The organism is Brumicola pallidula DSM 14239 = ACAM 615 (genome assembly GCF_000428905.1).
Classification (GTDB): Bacteria; Pseudomonadota; Gammaproteobacteria; order Enterobacterales; family Alteromonadaceae; genus Glaciecola; species Glaciecola pallidula.
Map to the genome: position 1 here is coordinate 34,744 of NZ_AUAV01000025.1, position 18,781 is coordinate 53,524.

The following is an 18,781-nucleotide window of genomic DNA, read 5'->3' on the forward strand; positions in this document are numbered from 1 at the left end:
GGCATGGTTGCATGATATCAGGGCAACTCAACAATGTTATAACGAGCGAAAATTACACATTATTAATCCCCAGAAATAAAAAGGCCCGGAACATCGTTCCAGGCTTAGGGGAATGGCCCATTTCTGAGCCTTGCGCTAACTTTTACTGCCGATACCGTGTTTAAGGTTCTAAATATACACTTAATATATAGTACAATGTCCGCATCAGGGAGATGATTATTACACATTTGATGGACGTTAATAGTAAATCAAATTTGCTTAAAATATAAACTATCTCGACGTCGACTGACCCACATATTGTATAAACAACATAACACAAAAAAATATAAACACCTAAAAATTTTTAAAGTCAATGACTTAGTTTTAAATTTTTACACAGCTCACACTCAATAAATACACAAGTTATCCACAGGTTTAACCACAGATAGACCTTGGATCAATCAATTATGTGGAAATTTAATGGGCTGAGCTTAAAAATCACTGAGTTTGCTGTTGTATTGTGTTAATTTTAACAATATAGATTGTGAAAATAGATTGATGTCGTTAATTAATAGCGCACATCTACTAGCGCATATCGCAAAACAAGCTATCAAAAAAGCCTAATAAATAATGCTAATAAGCGTTAGCTCATAAGAATATAGGGTAACAATGCTCCACAGAATTTGGTTGTTTTTTATTGTCAGTGCATTTGTTGCTACTTGTTGGAAAGTTGCCGTTACAGGCGACTTAGGTGGTTTTGAAGAAGTCATGAATGCGGTGACTTCAATGGCGAAAACCAGCGTTGATATTGCGTTGGGTTTGGTAGGCTTATTGGCGTTTTGGCTCGGTATATTTAAAGTTGCAGAGAACGCTGGTTTAATTGCTAAATTTTCCAAAATACTTGAACCTTTGTTATGCCGCATTATGCCAGATATTCCTCGCGGCCATCCAGCACTGGGAAGTATTACCATGAACATGTCTGCCAACGTACTGGGGTTGGATAATGCAGCAACGCCGTTTGGCATAAAGGCGATGCAAGACATGCAAACACTATCACCAGTAAAAGATACACTGACTAATTCTCAGATTTTATTTTTAGTTTTAAACACCTCATCGGTTACTTTATTTCCAATTGCTGTTTTTCTATATCGAGCCGAACAGGGCGCTGCGCAGCCAACGGACGTATTCATTCCTATTTTATTAGCCACCAGTGCATCCACTTTATTTGGGTTATTTGTCACTTGTGCAATACAAAAAGTTAACTTGTTTAATCGGGTTGTAATGACTTATTTGGTCGGTGTTTTTAGTTTGCTTACCGCTGTCATTCTTTATTTTTCTAAGTTGGCTACTGATCAACTCGCGGCCCAATCATCATTAATTGCCAACTTTCTATTGCTATTATTTATTGTCGTTGTATTAGTGCAGGGATGGAGAAAAAAACAAAATACTTATGAGCAATTTGTAGATGGGGCAAAGCAGGGCTTTGAAGTTGCGATCACCATTATTCCATTCCTGTTAGCAATGCTTTTTGCCATTGGCATGTTAAGAGCTAGTGGCTTACTAGAATTGGTCATGAATGGGTTTTCCTATGTATTTGGCAGTATTGGTATGGACACTCGCTTTGTTGATGCCATTCCTAACGCGCTAATGAAACCGCTCAGTGGCAGTGGAGCTCGAGCATTAATGATAGAAACCATGCAACACCATGGTGCTGATTCTTTTGCAGGTCGACTTGCGTCGGTGATGCAGGGTTCTACCGAAACTACGTTTTATGTACTGGCTGTGTACCTAGGTGCTGTTGGTATTAAACACAGCCGCTATGCCGTTGGGTGTTGTTTAGCCGCAGACTTTGCCGGTATTTTTGCTGCTATTTGTGTGAGTTATTGGTTTTTTGGTTAATTCTGGGGCTTTTTTCATTTTTGCGCGTATACAGCTTTAAACTTGCAAATAACACCTTTCTAATACGCTAACTTGGTCCTTACAGGTGTTTTTTTGTTAGGAGATAGCTTACTGTCGACACATGCAGAAACAATTTAGTAAACTTTAAATGTGTAAATAAGGTGAAAGCCCTTCTAATGAGCTTTCACTGAGTGTTATTATCTTAGAATGTAATTTAAAAACTTTTAATTGAGCGATTCCTGGTAACAATGAGCAACAAAAATAAGCAATACAAATTAATCAATGCGCAAGTTCAGGCGTTAATATCTGATGAGTCTGACATGATAGCTAACATGGCAAATATTTCGGCGCTTTTGTTTAACAATTTAGAACAAATTAACTGGGCCGGTTTTTACTTATTTAAACAAGATCAGCTGGTGCTCGGGCCGTTTCAGGGGCAACCTGCTTGCATTCGAATACCCATGGGGAAGGGCGTATGCGGCACATCAGCTGCAACACGACAAACCGTTATTGTTAAGGACGTGCATGAATTTGCGGGTCATATAGCTTGTGATGTTGCGTCTAATTCCGAAATAGTGATACCAATTGTATTTAATCAACAGTTAATAGGCGTTTTGGATATCGACAGCCCAGTAACAGCACGCTTTGATGATGACGACCGCCAGGGATTAGAGACCTTGGTAATTACTTTACAGGAAACATTAACTTCTTTGGAAACAGTACAGTGAAGGATTTCGTTGATATACATGTATTATTGAGTACGCCTGATGATATGGAGGACGTGCATGACGATCCGTATGAGGCATCAGAGAAACTAAACACTATCCTGCATTTAGTCTTTGACCATATAAGTGAAGATGAAGAAGTTGAAACAATTCATAGAATAATTGAAAAAACATGGGAACATTGGCACCTCGAGAGCTATTTATTAGAGATTGAGGTTGACGACTTGGTTGATTGGGTGGATCATCTGCTCTCAACTTGGGATGATTCCGAAGAAAGCATAAACAACACAAATGACGAAATAAATTAATGGACGAACAACAAAAGTTAGCAAATAGTAAAGAAGTCTTAGCCTTTCTTGCTACCGAATTTCCGAAGTGCTTTTCGCTTCAATCTGAAGCTAAACCGCTTAAAATTGGCATTTTTCACGATTTGTCTCAACGCTTAGAGAATGATGCCAGATTAAGTAAACGGCTGTTGAGAATGTCATTAAGACATTACACCAGTAGTTGGAAGTATCTTGCGTCTGTTAAAGAAGGTGCGCATCGCATTGATCTCGACGGGGTAGACGGTGATGAAGTCGAAAAAGAGCATGCTGATCACGCTGCTACTCAATTAAAAGAGAGTAAAGCGAAAGCGGCCGAAAAACGTCAAGAGCTGAAGAAACAAACTCAAGATAAAAAATCACCTAAAAGTAGAGTCAATATACCTGGTAAGGCAGACGTGTCGGTAAAAAAGCCGCCAGAACGTAAAGCAAAACAGGCAGCACCAAAAGTAAAAGTTCGCGAGTTAGTGGACGATGACATGAAAGTCGGTGTACAAGTTTCAGTCAAGGTAGGTAGCTCTCCCATGCCTGCAACAATCACTGAGGTTGCAAAGGACGGCATTCAAGTGCAACTAAATTCGGGCATGACGGTCAAAGTTCAACGGGCGCAGTTGCGCCTTACTATATAAAGTAAATATATAACGTCAAGCAAAAATAGAAAGGTAGGTAATATGCAGTTAAATTTGGGTAAATCTTTTAAAAAACAATTGATATGGATTTCTGTCGCGAGTGCATTGGTTGTTGGCGTTAGCATTGCGGGACCGACGGCAGAAACTGTTGATTCCATTCCTGAGCTGGCGCAAGAATCCCAACATAGCAAAGCTGCGAAACGTATTACCGACCACTTCACGCGCTCACATTACAAAAAAATCAAAATAGATGACGAGTTATCAGAAAAAGTATTTGATCGTTATTTACGCTCAATGGATGTTAATAGAAATTTTTTCTTAGCCTCCGATATTGCGAATTTTGAAAAGTCGAAAGATTCATTTGACGATGCTATCCGTCAGGGTCAATTAGACATTGCCTACGATATTTATATGGTTAATTTAAAGCGCAGAGCGGAACGCTTTAATTATGCGTTAACTTTGCTTGATAAACCATTTGACTATGAAGTCGAAAACGACAAGTACTACTACGATAGAGAGAAAGCAGCGTGGGCTGAGACAACGGCTGATTTAGACGAAGTTTGGCGTCAGCGTGTTAAGTACGATGCATTGAATTTAAAAATGGCCGATAAAACATGGGAAGAGACGCAAGATATTCTTACCAAGCGTTATCAACGTGCCATTAAACGATTGAGTCAGACCAACAGTGAAGATGTTTTTCAAACTGTTATGAATTCATTTGCACGCAGCATTGAAGCACATACTAGCTATCTTTCACCTCGCAACACTGAACGTTTCCAAATGGAAATGAACCTTTCGTTAGAAGGAATTGGTGCTGTGTTGCGCAGCGAAGACGACCACACTGTAATTGTAAGTCTCGTGGCTGGGGGTCCTGCGGATAAGTCTGCCAAAATAAAACCTGAAGATAAAATAATTGCAGTCGCCCAAGAAGGAGAGGAGTTTGTTGATGTTGTCGGCTGGCGCTTAGACGAAGTCGTTGAATTAATAAAGGGTCCCAAAGGCAGCATAGTTAAACTTCAAGTGCTGAAAGGAAGCAGTGAGAGTAAGAAAATTGCTGAGATACAAATTACGCGCGATAAGGTAAAGCTTGAAGACAGAGCGGCTAAATCTGAGGTATATATTCCAGATTCAGGTCCTCATAAAGGCCAAAAGCTAGGCATTATTAATATTCCGAGCTTCTACCATAATTTGCATGTCGATGTTTTGAAAGAGTTAGACAAGCTCAAAGAAGAAAACGTTGAAGGCGTTATTGTTGATCTTCGTGGCAACGGTGGTGGTTCACTACCAGAGTCAGTATTATTAAGTGGGTTATTTATTGATAAAGGACCTGTTGTTCAGGTTCGCTATGAAAATGGTCGTATTAGCGTTGACCGCGATACTGATGGTGTTGTGCATTACAGCGGGCCACTAACAGTAATGGTCGATCGCTACAGTGCATCAGCAAGTGAAATTTTTGCTGCAGCAATGCAAGATTATAACCGTGCCATCATTATTGGTGAACAAACGTTTGGTAAAGGGACAGTTCAGCAACATAGAGGATTAAGTCGTATATATGACCTAGATAAAAAGCTAGGTGCTGTGCAATTTACGATAGCTAAGTTTTACCGCATCAGCGGTGGCAGTACCCAACATAAAGGTGTGTTGCCAGACATTCTTTTACCATCACCAGTTGATCCAGCAGAATGGGGCGAGAGCAAAGAAGAAAACGCGCTTCCATATGACAGTATTCAGAAAGCAAACTACGCTCAGTTAGGCCGTTATGAAGGCGTAATTGATGAATTAGCTGCCAAGCATAATGAGCGGGTGATGAAGGATCCTGAGTTTGCCTATATTTTTAGCGATATTGAGGAATATAATAAAAACAAAGATAAGGATTACATCAGCTTAGTTGAGTCTGAAAGACTGAAAACCAAAAAAGAAAATGAAGACAAACAGCTGAGTAGGATTAATGAGCGTCTGCAAAGAATGGGATTAGAGAAGGTTGTGTCTTTGGAAGATGATTTACCTGAATCCCTAGATAAAATAGACCCATTTTTAGACGAAGCTGCGAATATTACTTTTGATATGGTCAGTTCTGGAAGTTACGCACTAAACTTAAAAAAATAGATTTAACTTAAAAATCAATAGAATAAAAGGCAGCGATAAAGCTGCCTTTATTTGCTTAAACATATACCACTAATAAAAAAAATATAATGGGGTAATTATGAGTGCACGCGGTGAGTTTTCTTCGCGAATGGGTTTCGTGTTGGCTGCGGCAGGTTCTGCTGTGGGTTTAGGTAACATTTGGGGTTTCCCAACAAAAGTTGCTGAAAACGGCGGTGCTGCTTTCGTTTTAATGTATCTGGTAATGGCATTTTTATTAGCTTACCCAGTACTTATGGCAGAACTCATCATTGGTCGTGCAAAGCGAGCCAATATGATTGACGCTCTGGGTTCCCTCTCTAAAAACCCGAAGGCTAGGGTTGCAGGCATAGTAACTGGGTCTATAGGCCTTTTAACCGTTGTATTTATTCTTGCTTTTTATAGTATTGTCGCGGGCTGGATGATTGCCTTCTTTGTTGATGCAGCAAGCAATATGCTTGGACTAAGCATTCCGTGGTTAACACAATTTTCAGTGTCTAGAAACGCGATATTTATGGCTTTGTTTCTGTTTTTAACCGGTTTTGTTGTTAGTGGCGGAGTAAGTAACGGTATCGAACGGTGGTCTGTTAGGCTGATGCCTACATTGTTTGCCATTATTATCATTTTAATCGTTTATGTTAGTTTTCAGGAAGGTGCTATAGAAGGTTGGAAAGCTTACTTAGTGCCAGATTTTAGCCGCCTATTAGATTCTGGATTGTTAATCGACGCAATGGGGCAAGCATTCTTTTCTATGTCTCTTGGTGTTGGCACGATGTTGGTATATGGCTCGTATATTCAACAAAATGAGAATTTGCCTAAGTTAGGTGCGTCTGTAGCCTTGGTTGATATCGGCGTGGCTGTATTTGCCGGTATGCTAATTATTCCTGCAATGTATGTGGCTGCAAACAATGGCGTTCAGATATTCACTGATTCAGGCGCGCTTATTCAAGGCGACAGTCTAATATTTAATGTTTTACCTGCTCTATTCGCCACAATTGATGTCGTTGGTTGGGTCGTTGCGACTGCATTTTTCGCATTAATGGTGATTGCAGCCTTGACTTCGTCAATTTCTATGTTGGAAGTACCGGTAGCATACTTAGTTGATAATAAGGGTATTAAAAGACAAAAGGCCTCAGCTTTACTGAGTGCGGTTGTGTTAGTCATATCTGGTTTTATCATTCTTAATTTTGATGCCTTGTTTGGTTTAGTGATTTCGCTAACTACCCAATATAGTCAACCATTACTTGGTTTTGTTCTATGTCTATTCGCCGGTTGGGTTTGGAATAGAAATGAAATACTGACAGAATTAAAACATGGGCAGGGTAGCGCTGAACAAAGCTTATTCTGGAGAATTTGGCCGTGGTATATAAAATTCGTATGTCCTGTTGTCATTGCATTTATGTTTTATCGCTCATTGACTGCGTAAGGAAATTGAATGACTAATCAAGCACGAATAAAAGAACCGACGCTTACTGATGCGCTTATTCCTATTATACTTCTGATTTTCTTTATGGGCAGTGCGGTTTTTTTGTACGGTGAGGATTCATCTTATGGACCTAATCAAATAGCCTTGTTGCTAGCGATGGGAGTTGCCGCTCTCGTTGGTATAAAAAACGGCCATCGCTGGAAATCAATTGAAGAAGGATTAGTTAAAGGTATCTCAATGTCATTGGGTGCCTGCATGATTTTATTTGTAGTCGGTTCGTTAATCGGTACATGGATGTTAGCTGGCACTGTTCCCACTCTTATTTACTACGGATTAAACTTACTCAATCCGACTTTTTTTTACGCTGCTGCTTCCATTATTTGTGCGGTAGTCGCCATGAGTATTGGTAGTTCATGGACAACCGCTGCAACCGTCGGTGTTGCATTAATTGGTGTCGCCACCGGTATGCAAATGTCATTAGCTATTACCGCTGGTGCGGTTGTGTCAGGCGCTTATTTTGGAGACAAACTGTCGCCGTTATCTGAAACTACAAACTTGGCGCCTGCCATTGCTGGGACCGATTTATTTGAACACATTAAATATATGTTATGGACAACCATTCCTAGTTTTCTTATTACGCTAGTTCTGTTCGTTATTCTTGGATTAACCGAAGACACCAGTCAGGTAAGCGGTAGTATTGTAAAAATGCAAGAAACAATAGCAAGTCAGTTTGAACTTGGCGTACACCTTCTGATCCCCTTAGTTGTGCTGTTAACCCTAGCAATTAAAAAGATGCCAGCTTTCCCCGCCATAGCTATTGGCGCCTTATTGGGTGCTGTATGGGCCTTGTTATTTCAAGATGACTTGGTTTCTTCATTTGCCGACAATATCAAGGTTACTGCACCAGATGCTATTCATTGGTTATTCAAAGAAATTCCTGAATGGGTGAAACATATTATGGTGACTTGGACTGCATTATTTGATGGAGTCAGTTTTAATACCGGCGACGAAGGATTGGATAAGCTACTAAGTCGCGGCGGAATGGCCAGTATGCTCAATACCGTATGGTTAATTATTTGTGCTATGAGTTTTGGTGCGGTATTGGAAAAAGTAGGGCTGCTAAAAGCGGTTGTTGCTACTTTATTAAAAGGCGCTGAAACCGCGGGTGCCATGATTAGTAGAACGATCCTAACGTGTATTGGTACTAACATAATTACTGCAGACCAGTATATTAGTATTGTGATGCCTGGTCGGATGTACAAAGAAGAATTTGAAAAGCGCGGTTTAGACCAGCTTAATTTATCTAGAAGCTTAGAAGATGGTGGTACGTTAACCTCGCCGCTTATCCCTTGGAATACTTGTGGAGCCTATATGTCAGGCGTACTAGGCGTGTCGGTTTATGACTATTTTGTGTATGCATTTTTCAATCTCATTAATCCTGTTTTGGCTATAATTTACGCCTATCTAGGAATTAAAATACTACGTTTAACACCACCGCAAGTTAAGGTGGTAAATCAAGGAACCTAAATTTGTCTCAAATAATCGTTAAAAAGCGCTTGGATTATCAAGCGCCTAGTTATCTCATCAATGAAGTAGATTTGGTTATAGAACTTGATCCAACTGAAACTATTATCACTTCAACTTTGCAATTTGAAACTGCGTCTATTCCTATCGACACTGATCAGCACAAACCAGCTGCACGAGACCTAATTTTAGATGGTGAGAATATAAAGCTGATAAGCATTACGCTCAATGGTAATGCATTCACTCACTATCATATTGAAGATGGAAAGCTCACTATTGCGCAGGCTGAGCTCGCAAACCTCACCCATTTTACATTGGTTGTCAAAAATAGTATTGATCCAAGTAATAATGCAACATTGGAAGGGCTGTATCTATCGAACGCGGCCTATTGCACACAATGTGAAGCTGAAGGTTTTCGCAAAATCACTTACTTTTTAGACCGCCCAGATGTGTTGTCTATTTATACGGTGACGATTATAGCTGACAAAAGCGCATTTCCTCACGTTCTTTCAAATGGGAATTTACTTGAAGAGTATGATTTAAGTGATGAGAAAAAGTTAGTTAAATGGCATGACCCATTTAAAAAGCCTTGTTATTTGTTTGCACTAGTTGCAGGCGATTTTGACAAGCTAAGTGATTCATTTACAACAATGTCTGGTCGTAAGGTGAAACTAGAGTTGTTTGTGGATAAAGGCAAAAAATCTCAAGGTCATCATGCATTAGCGTCTTTGAAAAAGGCGATGAAGTGGGATGAGGATGTTTATGGACTGGAATACGATCTTGATATTTTTATGGTCGTGGCTGTCGATTTCTTCAACATGGGCGCAATGGAAAATAAGGGCTTAAATGTTTTTAATAGTAAATTCGTATTAGCCGATCCTAGCATTGCAACAGATAACGATTTCTTTAATATTGAATCGATCATTGGACACGAGTACTTTCATAATTGGACAGGAAATAGAGTAACCTGTAGAGACTGGTTTCAGTTAAGTTTAAAAGAAGGCTTAACTGTTTTTAGGGACCAACAGTTTTCTGCCGATATGTTTAGCTACTTAGCGACTCGTATTAGTCAAGTAAAGGTGATGCGAGAAAATCAATTTGCTGAAGATGCTAGCCCTATGAGCCATCCTATCAGACCAGATGAAGTTATACAGATGAATAACTTCTATACAGTAACTGTTTATAACAAAGGCGCTGAAGTAATAAGAATGCTGCATACGCTGCTGACTACTGACGGTTTTAGACGTGGCATGGATTTGTATTTTGAACGACATGATGGACAAGCAGTAACTTGCGATGATTTCGTGAATGCGATGCAAGATGCAAATGAGGTTAATCTTGACCACTTTAAGTTATGGTACTCACAGTCAGGTACACCAAGAGTTAAGGTGCAAAAAACATCGGAAAATGGCGCAGATAAGTTAACGTTTACTCAGCGAACTCTACCGACAACCGATCAGGCAGACAAACAAGCAGTTTACCTGCCAATAAAAATGGAATGCCTGCATAGGTCTGGAAGCAAGATTGACCTCAAATTAAGCAACGATACATTTGTACTGGACTCGGCAAGTGCAACACTAGCGGTAAGCAGTCAAGATTTCGTACCTGTGTTATTAAGCGATTTTTCTTCACCAGTTATGCTTGATTATCCCTATTCATTGGATGACTTATTGCTGATCATGACGCATGCTTCAAGTGATTATTCAAAATGGGATGCAAGCCAAGCCTTTTATTCGGCGCTAATACGTCAGCTGTATGACGATAAAGATACTGAGGTTTCAGCGCAGATATGGCGTAAGCTTGAAACCGCATTACAGCAAGCTCATGATAACTTCGAGCTATTAAATGAGATGCTAACAATACCTAGCATAGAAACATTAACCCAGGGCATTGAACAAACAGAGCCGCTTAAACTTTCTGTTGCTCGTTCTCACTTTCTTAACTATTTACAGCAAAATTTGCATGGATTTTTAAAAGGTATTGTTGCTAACATTGAGCAACAAAAATATGAATATACAAAAATGCAAGTAAATGAAAGGCGCTTAAGAAGTGCTGTTTTGCAGTTACTGAGCTATTCAAAGAGTGTTGATGTCAAGGACCAATTAGCACAGCAGTTTGCTACTGCAGACAACATGACTGATAAACTAAATACATTGAAAGCGGCTCAAATATACTCAGTTGAGTTATTTGAGAAATTGATGGTAGATTTTGAACAAGAGTACGCTGACAACGCAGTGGTCATGGATAAATGGTTCGCTCTGCATGCAACCACGAACAGCAGTGATATCCTTGCTAAATTAACGCTACTAGCAAGTCATCGACAATTCAATATTAAAAACCCAAATAAAGTCAGATCGCTAGTCGGTAGTTTTGCGGTTTACAATACCGAGGGTTTTCATGCGCTGGATGGCAGCGGATATCAATTCTTAACTGATTATTTGATTGAGCTTGATGTACTAAATCCGCAAATTGCAGCAAGACTAGTTACCCCGCTTATACAATACAAAAAGTTTGCGAAGATGCATCAAGACTTGATGACCATGCAATTAAAAAGATTGCTTAGTCGCCCTAATTTAAGTAAAGATTTATATGAAAAAGTAAGTAAAAGTTTAGCTCACTAGTAGAGTTCTTAAGTTTTATTTTTGAAAGAGTGATGTAAACGCAATGAAACGCTATTTGTTTACAATTAAGCTGTCGTATTTGGAATGCGAAAGTTTGTATTTAACAACGGTAACAACAGTGATTGTTACCGCAACTACAGGAGAAAGGGTGCGGCTCCCTTCAATTAGTTTGCGGCCATTTATTGAGCCAACTGGTATAAATGGTAGTTTTTGTTTAACCATAAACAAGGAGAATAAAATTCAATCATTTGAAAGAGTGAGTGGTTAAAAATGTAACATAATTGTTGTTTTTAAGTGCTTTTATTGCAAATTTTGTCAACTGGTACGATTTGTTCTTGCGATTGACTTAAAATGATGTAATGATTTTGTTAATAGTTTACGTATTACTAGAAAAGTATCGCATTAAGCGATAGTTCCGGAGAATGTAAGAACATGACAAACAAGCCTCGCATATTTAAAAAGTCTTCAATTGCCATGGGTGTTGCTGCGCTGTTAGCTGCAACATCTCAAGGCGCTAATGCTGCCAATTGGGATTTTGGTGATTTATCAGTAACGTTCGATTCAAATTTCACACTTGCTACCAGCATAAGAACCGAAGAACGTGACTTCAACCTTATTGGCCACAGTAACCAACCAAGTCTCAACTGGACTGGTTATAATGCGGCAACAAATGTTATTTATCCTTCGGCAGACGTTTGGGCATTGACTGATGGAGCTTATTCATCAAACGGTGACCTTGGTGACCTGTCTTACGATGAAGGCGACGCTTTTTCAACTCAATTTGTAGGTCTACACGAATTAGAAGTCGCTTATGGCGATTTTGGTTTTTTCGCTCGTGGCTACTATTTCTATGATTTTGAAAATTCAGATAATGATCGCGCATACTCGAATCCTATATCAGGCAACGTTGCTGATCCGTGCAGAGATAAGGAAGCATCTGACCAATTGTGTAAAGATTTTAGATTATTAGACGCATTTGTATATGCTGACTTCTATGTCGGTGAAATGCCGGTTTCTTTACGTCTTGGTGACCAAGTCGTAAGCTGGGGTGAAAGTACTTTTATTCAACATGGCATCAATACGACTAACCCAGTTGATGTAACTCGTGCCCGTGCACCCGGTGCTGAGCTGAAAGAAGTATTCATCCCGGTGGGCATGTTATTTGGTTCAGTTGGTTTGACTGATACAGTAAGCCTGTCAGCGTATTATCAATATGAATGGGAACGTTCATTACTCCCCGTTGCTGGCAGTTACTTTGCTGCTAACGATTTTGCGGGTGAGGGCGGTTCATTTAATAACATTCAGTTAGGTTTCACAGGTAACCCCGATATCGACGCTGAGACCTTAATTGAACAGTTAAATCTATTAGGTTCGGCGCTTCAATCGGGTGCAAACCCAGCCGCAATCGGTGCAGCTTACCTTGCGTATCCTACGAAGGTTGCAGTCAGAGACCAAGGTGATGCGGCGCATAATGATGCCGACGATCAAGGCCAATATGGCGTTAAAGTCTCGTGGTTCGCAAGTGACTTAAACGAAACTGAATTTAGTTTTTATCATATTAATTATCACAGCCAACGCCCACTAGTAGCGGGTGTGACGTCTGATTTTAGACCAGAGGCAATTGCTGCTGATCTAGCATTACTGGCGTCTCCGGGCGGTTTAACACGAGATAATCTGACTGATTTAAATGCATTTACAAAAGCACGTTTTGATTATCCTGAAGACATTAAATTATATGGTGTTAGTTTTAACACTACTGTTGGTGAAACTGCATTCGCCGGTGAGTTCGCTTACCGCGTTGATGAGCCTTTACAAATTGATGATGTTGAATTGCTTTACACTGGTATGCCTGAACAGTTAGCAAATGCAGGTTTAAGGCCAGATCTTGCGGGTATTTCTCAGTTAAACAATATAGGCAGAAACGTAGGTCCAGGTGAAACTGCAGCAGGTTTCTTATTGTCAGATACTTGGCAAGCACAAATGACTGCATCACATATTTTTGGTCCAAAGTTTGGTACCGATAACTTAATACTGTTGGGTGAAGCGGGTTACGTGAAAGTGCTGGACTTCCCAGACCCTAGCATTATAAGACTAAACGCTCCGGGCACAGCTAGAACAGCTTCTTTAGAACCTGTGTTGGACGGTGCTGGCAATATTATAAGCGACAGAGCCGGATTACATACAGGTTTGTCTGATGGACCAGAAACAAATCCATTCGCCTCTTCGGGTGCGTGGGGATATCGTTTATTAGCAGTAGCTGATTATAATAATATTTTTGCGGGTATTAATTTACGTACAAGAGCGACATTCTCGCATGACGTAAATGGTACAACGCCGGATCCATTATTTTTATTTTTGGAAGACAGAAAATCAGCAAACATAGGGTTTACGTTTGATTATTTAAGTAAGTGGTCTGCTACAGCCTCGTACAGTACTTTTTGGGGTGGAATAGGCACAACAAACGTGCTTTCAGACAGAGACTTCGTATCTTTCAATATTAAATACGCAATTTAAGGACGTAGTAATGATTAAAAAACTAGGTTTAATAACGGCAGGACTTGCTTTAGTCCTTTCTAGTCAAGTAGTTTTAGCAAAAGTATCTCAGGCTGAAGCTGACAAGCTAGGCAATGAATTAACGCCACTGGGTGGAGAAAGAGCGGGTAATGCTGACGGTTCGATTCCTGCTTGGACGGGTGGTATTACCGAATTACCAGAGGGCTACACGCCGGGTAGTTTTCATATCGACCCTTTTGCTAGCGACAAAGTGTTATTTACTATCACAGCCCAAAACTATAAAGAATATGCAGAATTTCTAAGTGACGGTCAGCAAAGGTTGTTCGAAACTTACCCTGATACTTACAAGATGCCAGTTTATCAGACTCGTCGCTCAGCAAGTAATCCTCAAAGTGTTTACGATGCAACTAAAGCAAATGCGATTCGAGCAGAATTACTTGATGGTGGTAATGGTATAAAGGGAGCTGCAGTGGGTGTTCCTTTTCCTATTCCTAAGAATGGTTTGGAAGCAATCTGGAACCATACATTGAGATATCGCGGTGAAGCGGTTCAACGAAATGGCGGACAAGCTGCAGTAACCGCTAGTGGTGCTTTTAATGTTATCGGTTTTGATGAGCAATTAATGATCAAATACTCCGAAAAAGGCACAACACCAGAGTCGTTGAGTGAAGAGAATATTCTATTTAAATTTAAGCAGAGCGTAACGAGCCCAGCTAGACTTGCTGGTACCGCATTACTAGTTCACGAAACTGTTGACCAGGTGAAAGAGCCACGTCAAGCATGGACTTATAACACCGGACAGCGTCGTGTTCGTCGTGCACCAAACATAGCATACGATGCACCAGGTACAGCAGCAGATGGCTTAAGAACGACAGATGATTTCGATATGTATAACGGTTCACCAAATCGTTACAATTGGGAATTAAAAGGTAAGAAAGAACTATATGTCGCTTATAATAACTATGCATTGCATAGTGATGCGGTTTCGTATGAGGATATTCTAAAGCCAGGCCATGTTAATCCTGATTTAACTCGTTTTGAAAAACACCGCGTTTGGGTAGTTGAAGCGACATTAAAGGAAGAGTATCGACACGTTTATCAGAAGCGTACTTTCTATTTAGATGAAGACAGCTGGCAAATTCAAGTTGCTGATATGTATGATAACCGTGGTGAATTATATCGTGTCGCTATTGCTCATGGTGTAAACTACTACGAGGTGCCAACTCACTGGTCTACATTAGATGTATATCATGATTTAAATTCTCGTCGTTATTTGGCGATCGGTTTGGATAATGAAGAACAAATGTATGACTTCAGTATCAAACCAGACGATCGCGCATTTACGCCACAAGCTCTAAGGCGAGAAGGCAAGAGATAAAACAAAAACAGACGGTTGGCTTAGCCAGCCGTTTTTTTTAATTACGGTGAATAAATGATTTCAAATTTTAAAAAGGCCTCTTTAGCAGGCCTTATGGTTTTCAGCGCAATAGTGTCTGCTAATAATTCATATCAGGCTCCGTTAGTTAAAGAGTCACTTCTACTTGATATCGCGATTGGCGATAATATTTTAATAGTAGGTGAAAGAGGGCATGTTTTAACGGGTACAACAGAGCAAAACTTAACACAGGTTATAGTTCCCACTAAAACGACGTTAACAGCGGTTACTTTGTTCGCTCAAAACGCTTGGGCTGTAGGTCATGATGCTAGTATTTTGCATTCATCTGACGCCGGACAAACTTGGCAATTGCAACTGAGCATGCCAGAATTGGACCGTCCATTTCTGGATGTGTTTTTTATGGATGAAAATACAGGTGTGGCTGTCGGTGCTTATGGTTTGTTTTATAGAACAATCGATGGCGGCACAACTTGGCAAAAAGAACTGCATGCATCAGTGCTCCCACAAGACGATATTGATTATTTAGACAGCATTAAAGACGAACCTGAATTTTACCAAGATGAACTGTCGTTTATTCTGCCGCATTTCAACCGACTTAGTTATGCTAACGGTAAGCTATACATGGCCGGTGAGGCTGGCTTATTAGCAGTAAGTACGGATTTTGGCCGTTCCTGGAAACGCTTTGACATAGCCTATAACGGCTCGTTTTTTGATATTCAAGAGACTAAAAATGGTCAACTTTTCGCGGTTGGTTTACGCGGAAATATATTCCTAGCAAATGATGATTCTAAAAAGTGGGACAAACTTCAAACGTGTGTTACCACTTCATTAAATTCGATTGTGCTTGGCAACGATAAGAATATTTATATTACAGGGAATAACGGCGTTTTATTGTCACTAGATCAAACTAAAGTATCCGTTAATGAATACCATCCAGCCAACGATGAAGGGTGTGCAATACACATTTCAATCAAAAAGTTGAAAAATAATTTAAGTGATTCCATATTAAATGGTCTGGTAATTAACGACGCTATGCTTGCTGTGACAGCGTCAGGCATAAAGCAAATTGAGTTAAAGTAATTAATATGACAAATTTCATCAACGCAATAGAAAAAGCAGTATTTCGTCACAGGATCGCAGTGATTGCTTTTTTCTCCTTAGTTACTCTATTTCTTCTATACAATGCTGCGCAGTTAAAACTAGACGCCGGATTTGAGAAAAACATTCCACTCAATCATGAGTACATGCAAACATACATGAAGCATCGTCAAGATTTTGGTGGTGCCAATAATGTGCTTGTCTCAGTGTGTGATAAGCAAGGTAACATTTTTAATCAAAACTTTTTTGACACGTTTAAAAATGTTCATGATCAAGTATTTTTCATTAATGGGGTTAATAGGTCACTAGTTACCTCTTTATTCTCGCCTTCAACACGTTTCACCGAAATTGTTGAAGGTGGTTTTTCTGGCGGACCTGTCATACCAGCAGATTTTAATTCTTCAGATCCCGCTGCATTGGATTTAGTTCGTAAGAATATTGATAAAGCGGGTATCCTAGGCAGACAAGTCTCTAGCGATTTTAGCTGTGCCATGATAACAGCACAGCTACTCGATATAGATCCTGAAACAGGATTACCATTAGACACATTAGCGATTGCTCAAGACCTCGAAACGCAACTTCGCGGCCTTTATGAAAATGAAGCAACGTCTGTGCACATCATTGGTTTTGCGAAAATGATAGGTGACGTAGCCGAAGGAGCAAAAGACGTTCTATTATTTTTTGCAATTGCTATCGCGATTACTGCCATCATGGTTTTCTTCTTTTCAAAGTCGATTATGCTCACGTTTTTGCCTTTATTTTGTTCTATAGTCGCCGTGATTTGGCAATTAGGTTTATTAACCTTACTTGGCTTTGGTTTAGATCCAATGTCTATTCTGGTTCCGTTCTTAGTATTTGCTATCGGCGTAAGTCACGGTGTGCAAATGATAAATGCGGTTGGAAAGAAAGTTTCTGCGGGCATGAATGTAAAGCTAGCATCGCAATTTGCGTTTCGAAGTCTACTCATCCCCGGTGGTATTGCATTGTTATCCGATACTGTTGGTTTTATGACCTTATTGGTTATCGATATTGGTATTATTAGGGAGCTCGCTATTACGGCCAGTATGGGTGTTGCCGTCATTATCTTAACCAATTTATTATTGTTACCGGTGTTGATGTCTTATGTGAAGGTATCCGATAAATATAAAGCTAAATTTGCTGAGGCAAGTGACAAACATGCAAAAACCTGGGAAATAGTTTCGAAATGCGCTAGTCCAAAAGTCGCAACCATTATTGTTGCAGTAACTGCAGTACTATTTGTTTTCGGTTTCATCCAGTCGCAAAAAATGAAAATTGGTGATTTACATGCTGGAGCACCGGCACTACATGAGGAGTCTCGCTACAATCAAGACACATTCTTAATTACTGATAAATTTGAAATTACGGTTGACTACATTTCGGTTATTGTCGAAACCAAAGTGGATGCTTGTACTGAGTTTGAGTACATGACAACAATGGATGAGTTTCAGTGGAAAATGGAGAATGTTGAGGGTGTGCAGTCTACTATTTCACTGGCGTCAGTAGCTAAGCAGGTAAATGCAGGTTATAACGAGGGAAATCCTAAATGGGAAGTATTGCCACGAAATCAGGCGACGATGGTACAGGCAATTTCTCGCATACCGACTTCAACAGGGCTATTAAATAGAAATTGTTCTGTTATGCCGATTATCTTGTTTATGCAAGACCACAAAGCTGAAACGATTGAACGAATTGTTTCAGCCGTTAAAGAAGTCAGTCAAGAATATGCAACAGACGATATGCAATTTAAACTTGCTTCTGGTCCTGTCGGCGTAATGGCGGCAACAAACGAAGCGGTAAAAGAGTCACAAGACCCAATGCTGTATTATGTCTTCGGAGCTGTGATTATATTATGTCTAATTAGTTTTAGATCATTGCGTGCTACGTTAGCGGTGGTTATCCCGTTATATGTTGTTTCGGTTTTAGCGCAGGCATTAATGACATATTTGGATATTGGTTTGACTGTGTCAACGTTGCCTGTTATTGCATTAGGTGTCGGTATTGGGGTTGATTACGGTATTTATATACTTTCCACCATGAATATAAAACTACGAGAGGGTCTTTCAGTTCAAGCTGCATACCTTGAGGCGTTGAAAGAACGTGGCAGTGCTGTATTGTTTACTGGTATCACACTGGCCATCGGCGTTAGCACTTGGGTGTTTTCAAGCCTCAAGTTCCAAATGGACATGGGTATATTGTTAACCTTTATGTTTATTGTAAACATGTTAGGTGCAATCATTGTACTTCCGGCAATTGCTAGACTATTGTGGTTCAGATCGGTAGAAAAATAATTTTGAGTAATTATCTAAAAAAAGGCCGTAAGGCCTTTTTTTATGCATGAAATGAACATGCTTATGCATTTTGTAAATTAAAGGTTAAATATTGCTTTCAAAACCTTAGTATTTTCGCGAGAATACCGATAATAAGAGAGATAGATAAGGTTAATCAAATCTGATGGCTCAATATTTGTTATCGAAAAACGAGTAGTAGCATCGGTTAACTTGCCTT

At 39.8% G+C, this 18,781-nt stretch carries 13 protein-coding genes; all 13 read left to right on the forward strand.

Annotated features, from left to right (window positions below; genetic code table 11):
• Positions 1-648: 648 nt before the first annotated feature.
• The gene (locus tag G399_RS0110145; protein WP_006009458.1) at positions 649-1,878 is read left to right on the forward strand and encodes a nucleoside recognition domain-containing protein; all 1,230 of its coding nucleotides are present in this window, start codon (positions 649-651) and stop codon (positions 1,876-1,878) included.
• Positions 1,879-2,126: 248 nt separating this feature from the next.
• Positions 2,127-2,606 (forward strand): GAF domain-containing protein, encoded by a 480-nt coding sequence (locus G399_RS0110150; protein WP_006009457.1) that lies wholly within the window; start codon positions 2,127-2,129, stop codon positions 2,604-2,606.
• Complete coding sequence (locus G399_RS0110155) at positions 2,603-2,911, forward strand: hypothetical protein (protein ID WP_006009455.1); 309 nt, start codon at positions 2,603-2,605, stop codon at positions 2,909-2,911. Before G399_RS0110150 ends, G399_RS0110155 begins: the two co-directional genes overlap by 4 nt.
• The gene (proQ, locus tag G399_RS0110160; RefSeq protein WP_006009454.1) at positions 2,911-3,555 is read left to right on the forward strand and encodes an RNA chaperone ProQ; all 645 of its coding nucleotides are present in this window, start codon (positions 2,911-2,913) and stop codon (positions 3,553-3,555) included. The genes G399_RS0110155 and proQ overlap by 1 nt, the downstream gene beginning before the upstream one ends.
• Positions 3,556-3,597: 42 nt before the next feature.
• Positions 3,598-5,661: a carboxy terminal-processing peptidase gene (prc, locus tag G399_RS0110165; RefSeq protein WP_006009453.1), complete on the forward strand. Its 2,064-nt coding sequence runs from the start codon at positions 3,598-3,600 to the stop codon at positions 5,659-5,661.
• 97 nt (positions 5,662-5,758) lie between these two features.
• The gene (locus G399_RS0110170) at positions 5,759-7,102 is read left to right on the forward strand and encodes a sodium-dependent transporter (RefSeq protein WP_006009452.1); all 1,344 of its coding nucleotides are present in this window, start codon (positions 5,759-5,761) and stop codon (positions 7,100-7,102) included.
• A gap of 9 nt (positions 7,103-7,111) precedes the next feature.
• Complete coding sequence (locus tag G399_RS0110175) at positions 7,112-8,629, forward strand: Na+/H+ antiporter NhaC family protein (protein ID WP_006009451.1); 1,518 nt, start codon at positions 7,112-7,114, stop codon at positions 8,627-8,629.
• Positions 8,630-8,631: 2 nt separating this feature from the next.
• Positions 8,632-11,247 (forward strand): aminopeptidase N, encoded by a 2,616-nt coding sequence (gene pepN / locus G399_RS0110180; protein WP_006009450.1) that lies wholly within the window; start codon positions 8,632-8,634, stop codon positions 11,245-11,247.
• A 43-nt stretch (positions 11,248-11,290) separates the two neighbouring features.
• Positions 11,291-11,515 (forward strand): DUF2835 family protein, encoded by a 225-nt coding sequence (locus tag G399_RS0110185; protein WP_026843635.1) that lies wholly within the window; start codon positions 11,291-11,293, stop codon positions 11,513-11,515.
• A gap of 164 nt (positions 11,516-11,679) precedes the next feature.
• Positions 11,680-13,761, forward strand: coding sequence for a DUF1302 domain-containing protein (locus G399_RS0110190; RefSeq protein WP_006009448.1), 2,082 nt, complete (start codon positions 11,680-11,682; stop codon positions 13,759-13,761).
• A gap of 10 nt (positions 13,762-13,771) precedes the next feature.
• Positions 13,772-15,139, forward strand: a complete 1,368-nt coding sequence (locus G399_RS0110195; RefSeq protein WP_006009447.1) for a DUF1329 domain-containing protein — start codon at positions 13,772-13,774, stop codon at positions 15,137-15,139.
• Between the two features lie 54 nt (positions 15,140-15,193).
• Complete coding sequence (locus G399_RS0110200) at positions 15,194-16,237, forward strand: WD40/YVTN/BNR-like repeat-containing protein (protein WP_006009445.1); 1,044 nt, start codon at positions 15,194-15,196, stop codon at positions 16,235-16,237.
• A gap of 5 nt (positions 16,238-16,242) precedes the next feature.
• Positions 16,243-18,564, forward strand: coding sequence for an efflux RND transporter permease subunit (locus G399_RS0110205; RefSeq protein WP_006009443.1), 2,322 nt, complete (start codon positions 16,243-16,245; stop codon positions 18,562-18,564).
• Positions 18,565-18,781 lie beyond the last annotated feature (217 nt).

Bases quoted from the DNA above. Each gene is read 5' to 3' on its own strand.
- G399_RS0110145 (WP_006009458.1), top strand. From the start codon at position 649: ATGCTCCACAGAATTTGGTTGTTTTTTATTGTCAGTGCATTTGTTGCT.
- G399_RS0110150 (WP_006009457.1), top strand. From the start codon at position 2,127: ATGAGCAACAAAAATAAGCAATACAAATTAATCAATGCGCAAGTTCAG.
- proQ (WP_006009454.1), top strand. From the start codon at position 2,911: ATGGACGAACAACAAAAGTTAGCAAATAGTAAAGAAGTCTTAGCCTTT.
- prc (WP_006009453.1), top strand. From the start codon at position 3,598: ATGCAGTTAAATTTGGGTAAATCTTTTAAAAAACAATTGATATGGATT.
- G399_RS0110170 (WP_006009452.1), top strand. From the start codon at position 5,759: ATGAGTGCACGCGGTGAGTTTTCTTCGCGAATGGGTTTCGTGTTGGCT.
- G399_RS0110175 (WP_006009451.1), top strand. From the start codon at position 7,112: ATGACTAATCAAGCACGAATAAAAGAACCGACGCTTACTGATGCGCTT.
- G399_RS0110185 (WP_026843635.1), top strand. From the start codon at position 11,291: ATGAAACGCTATTTGTTTACAATTAAGCTGTCGTATTTGGAATGCGAA.
- G399_RS0110190 (WP_006009448.1), top strand. From the start codon at position 11,680: ATGACAAACAAGCCTCGCATATTTAAAAAGTCTTCAATTGCCATGGGT.
- G399_RS0110195 (WP_006009447.1), top strand. From the start codon at position 13,772: ATGATTAAAAAACTAGGTTTAATAACGGCAGGACTTGCTTTAGTCCTT.
- G399_RS0110200 (WP_006009445.1), top strand. From the start codon at position 15,194: ATGATTTCAAATTTTAAAAAGGCCTCTTTAGCAGGCCTTATGGTTTTC.
- G399_RS0110205 (WP_006009443.1), top strand. From the start codon at position 16,243: ATGACAAATTTCATCAACGCAATAGAAAAAGCAGTATTTCGTCACAGG.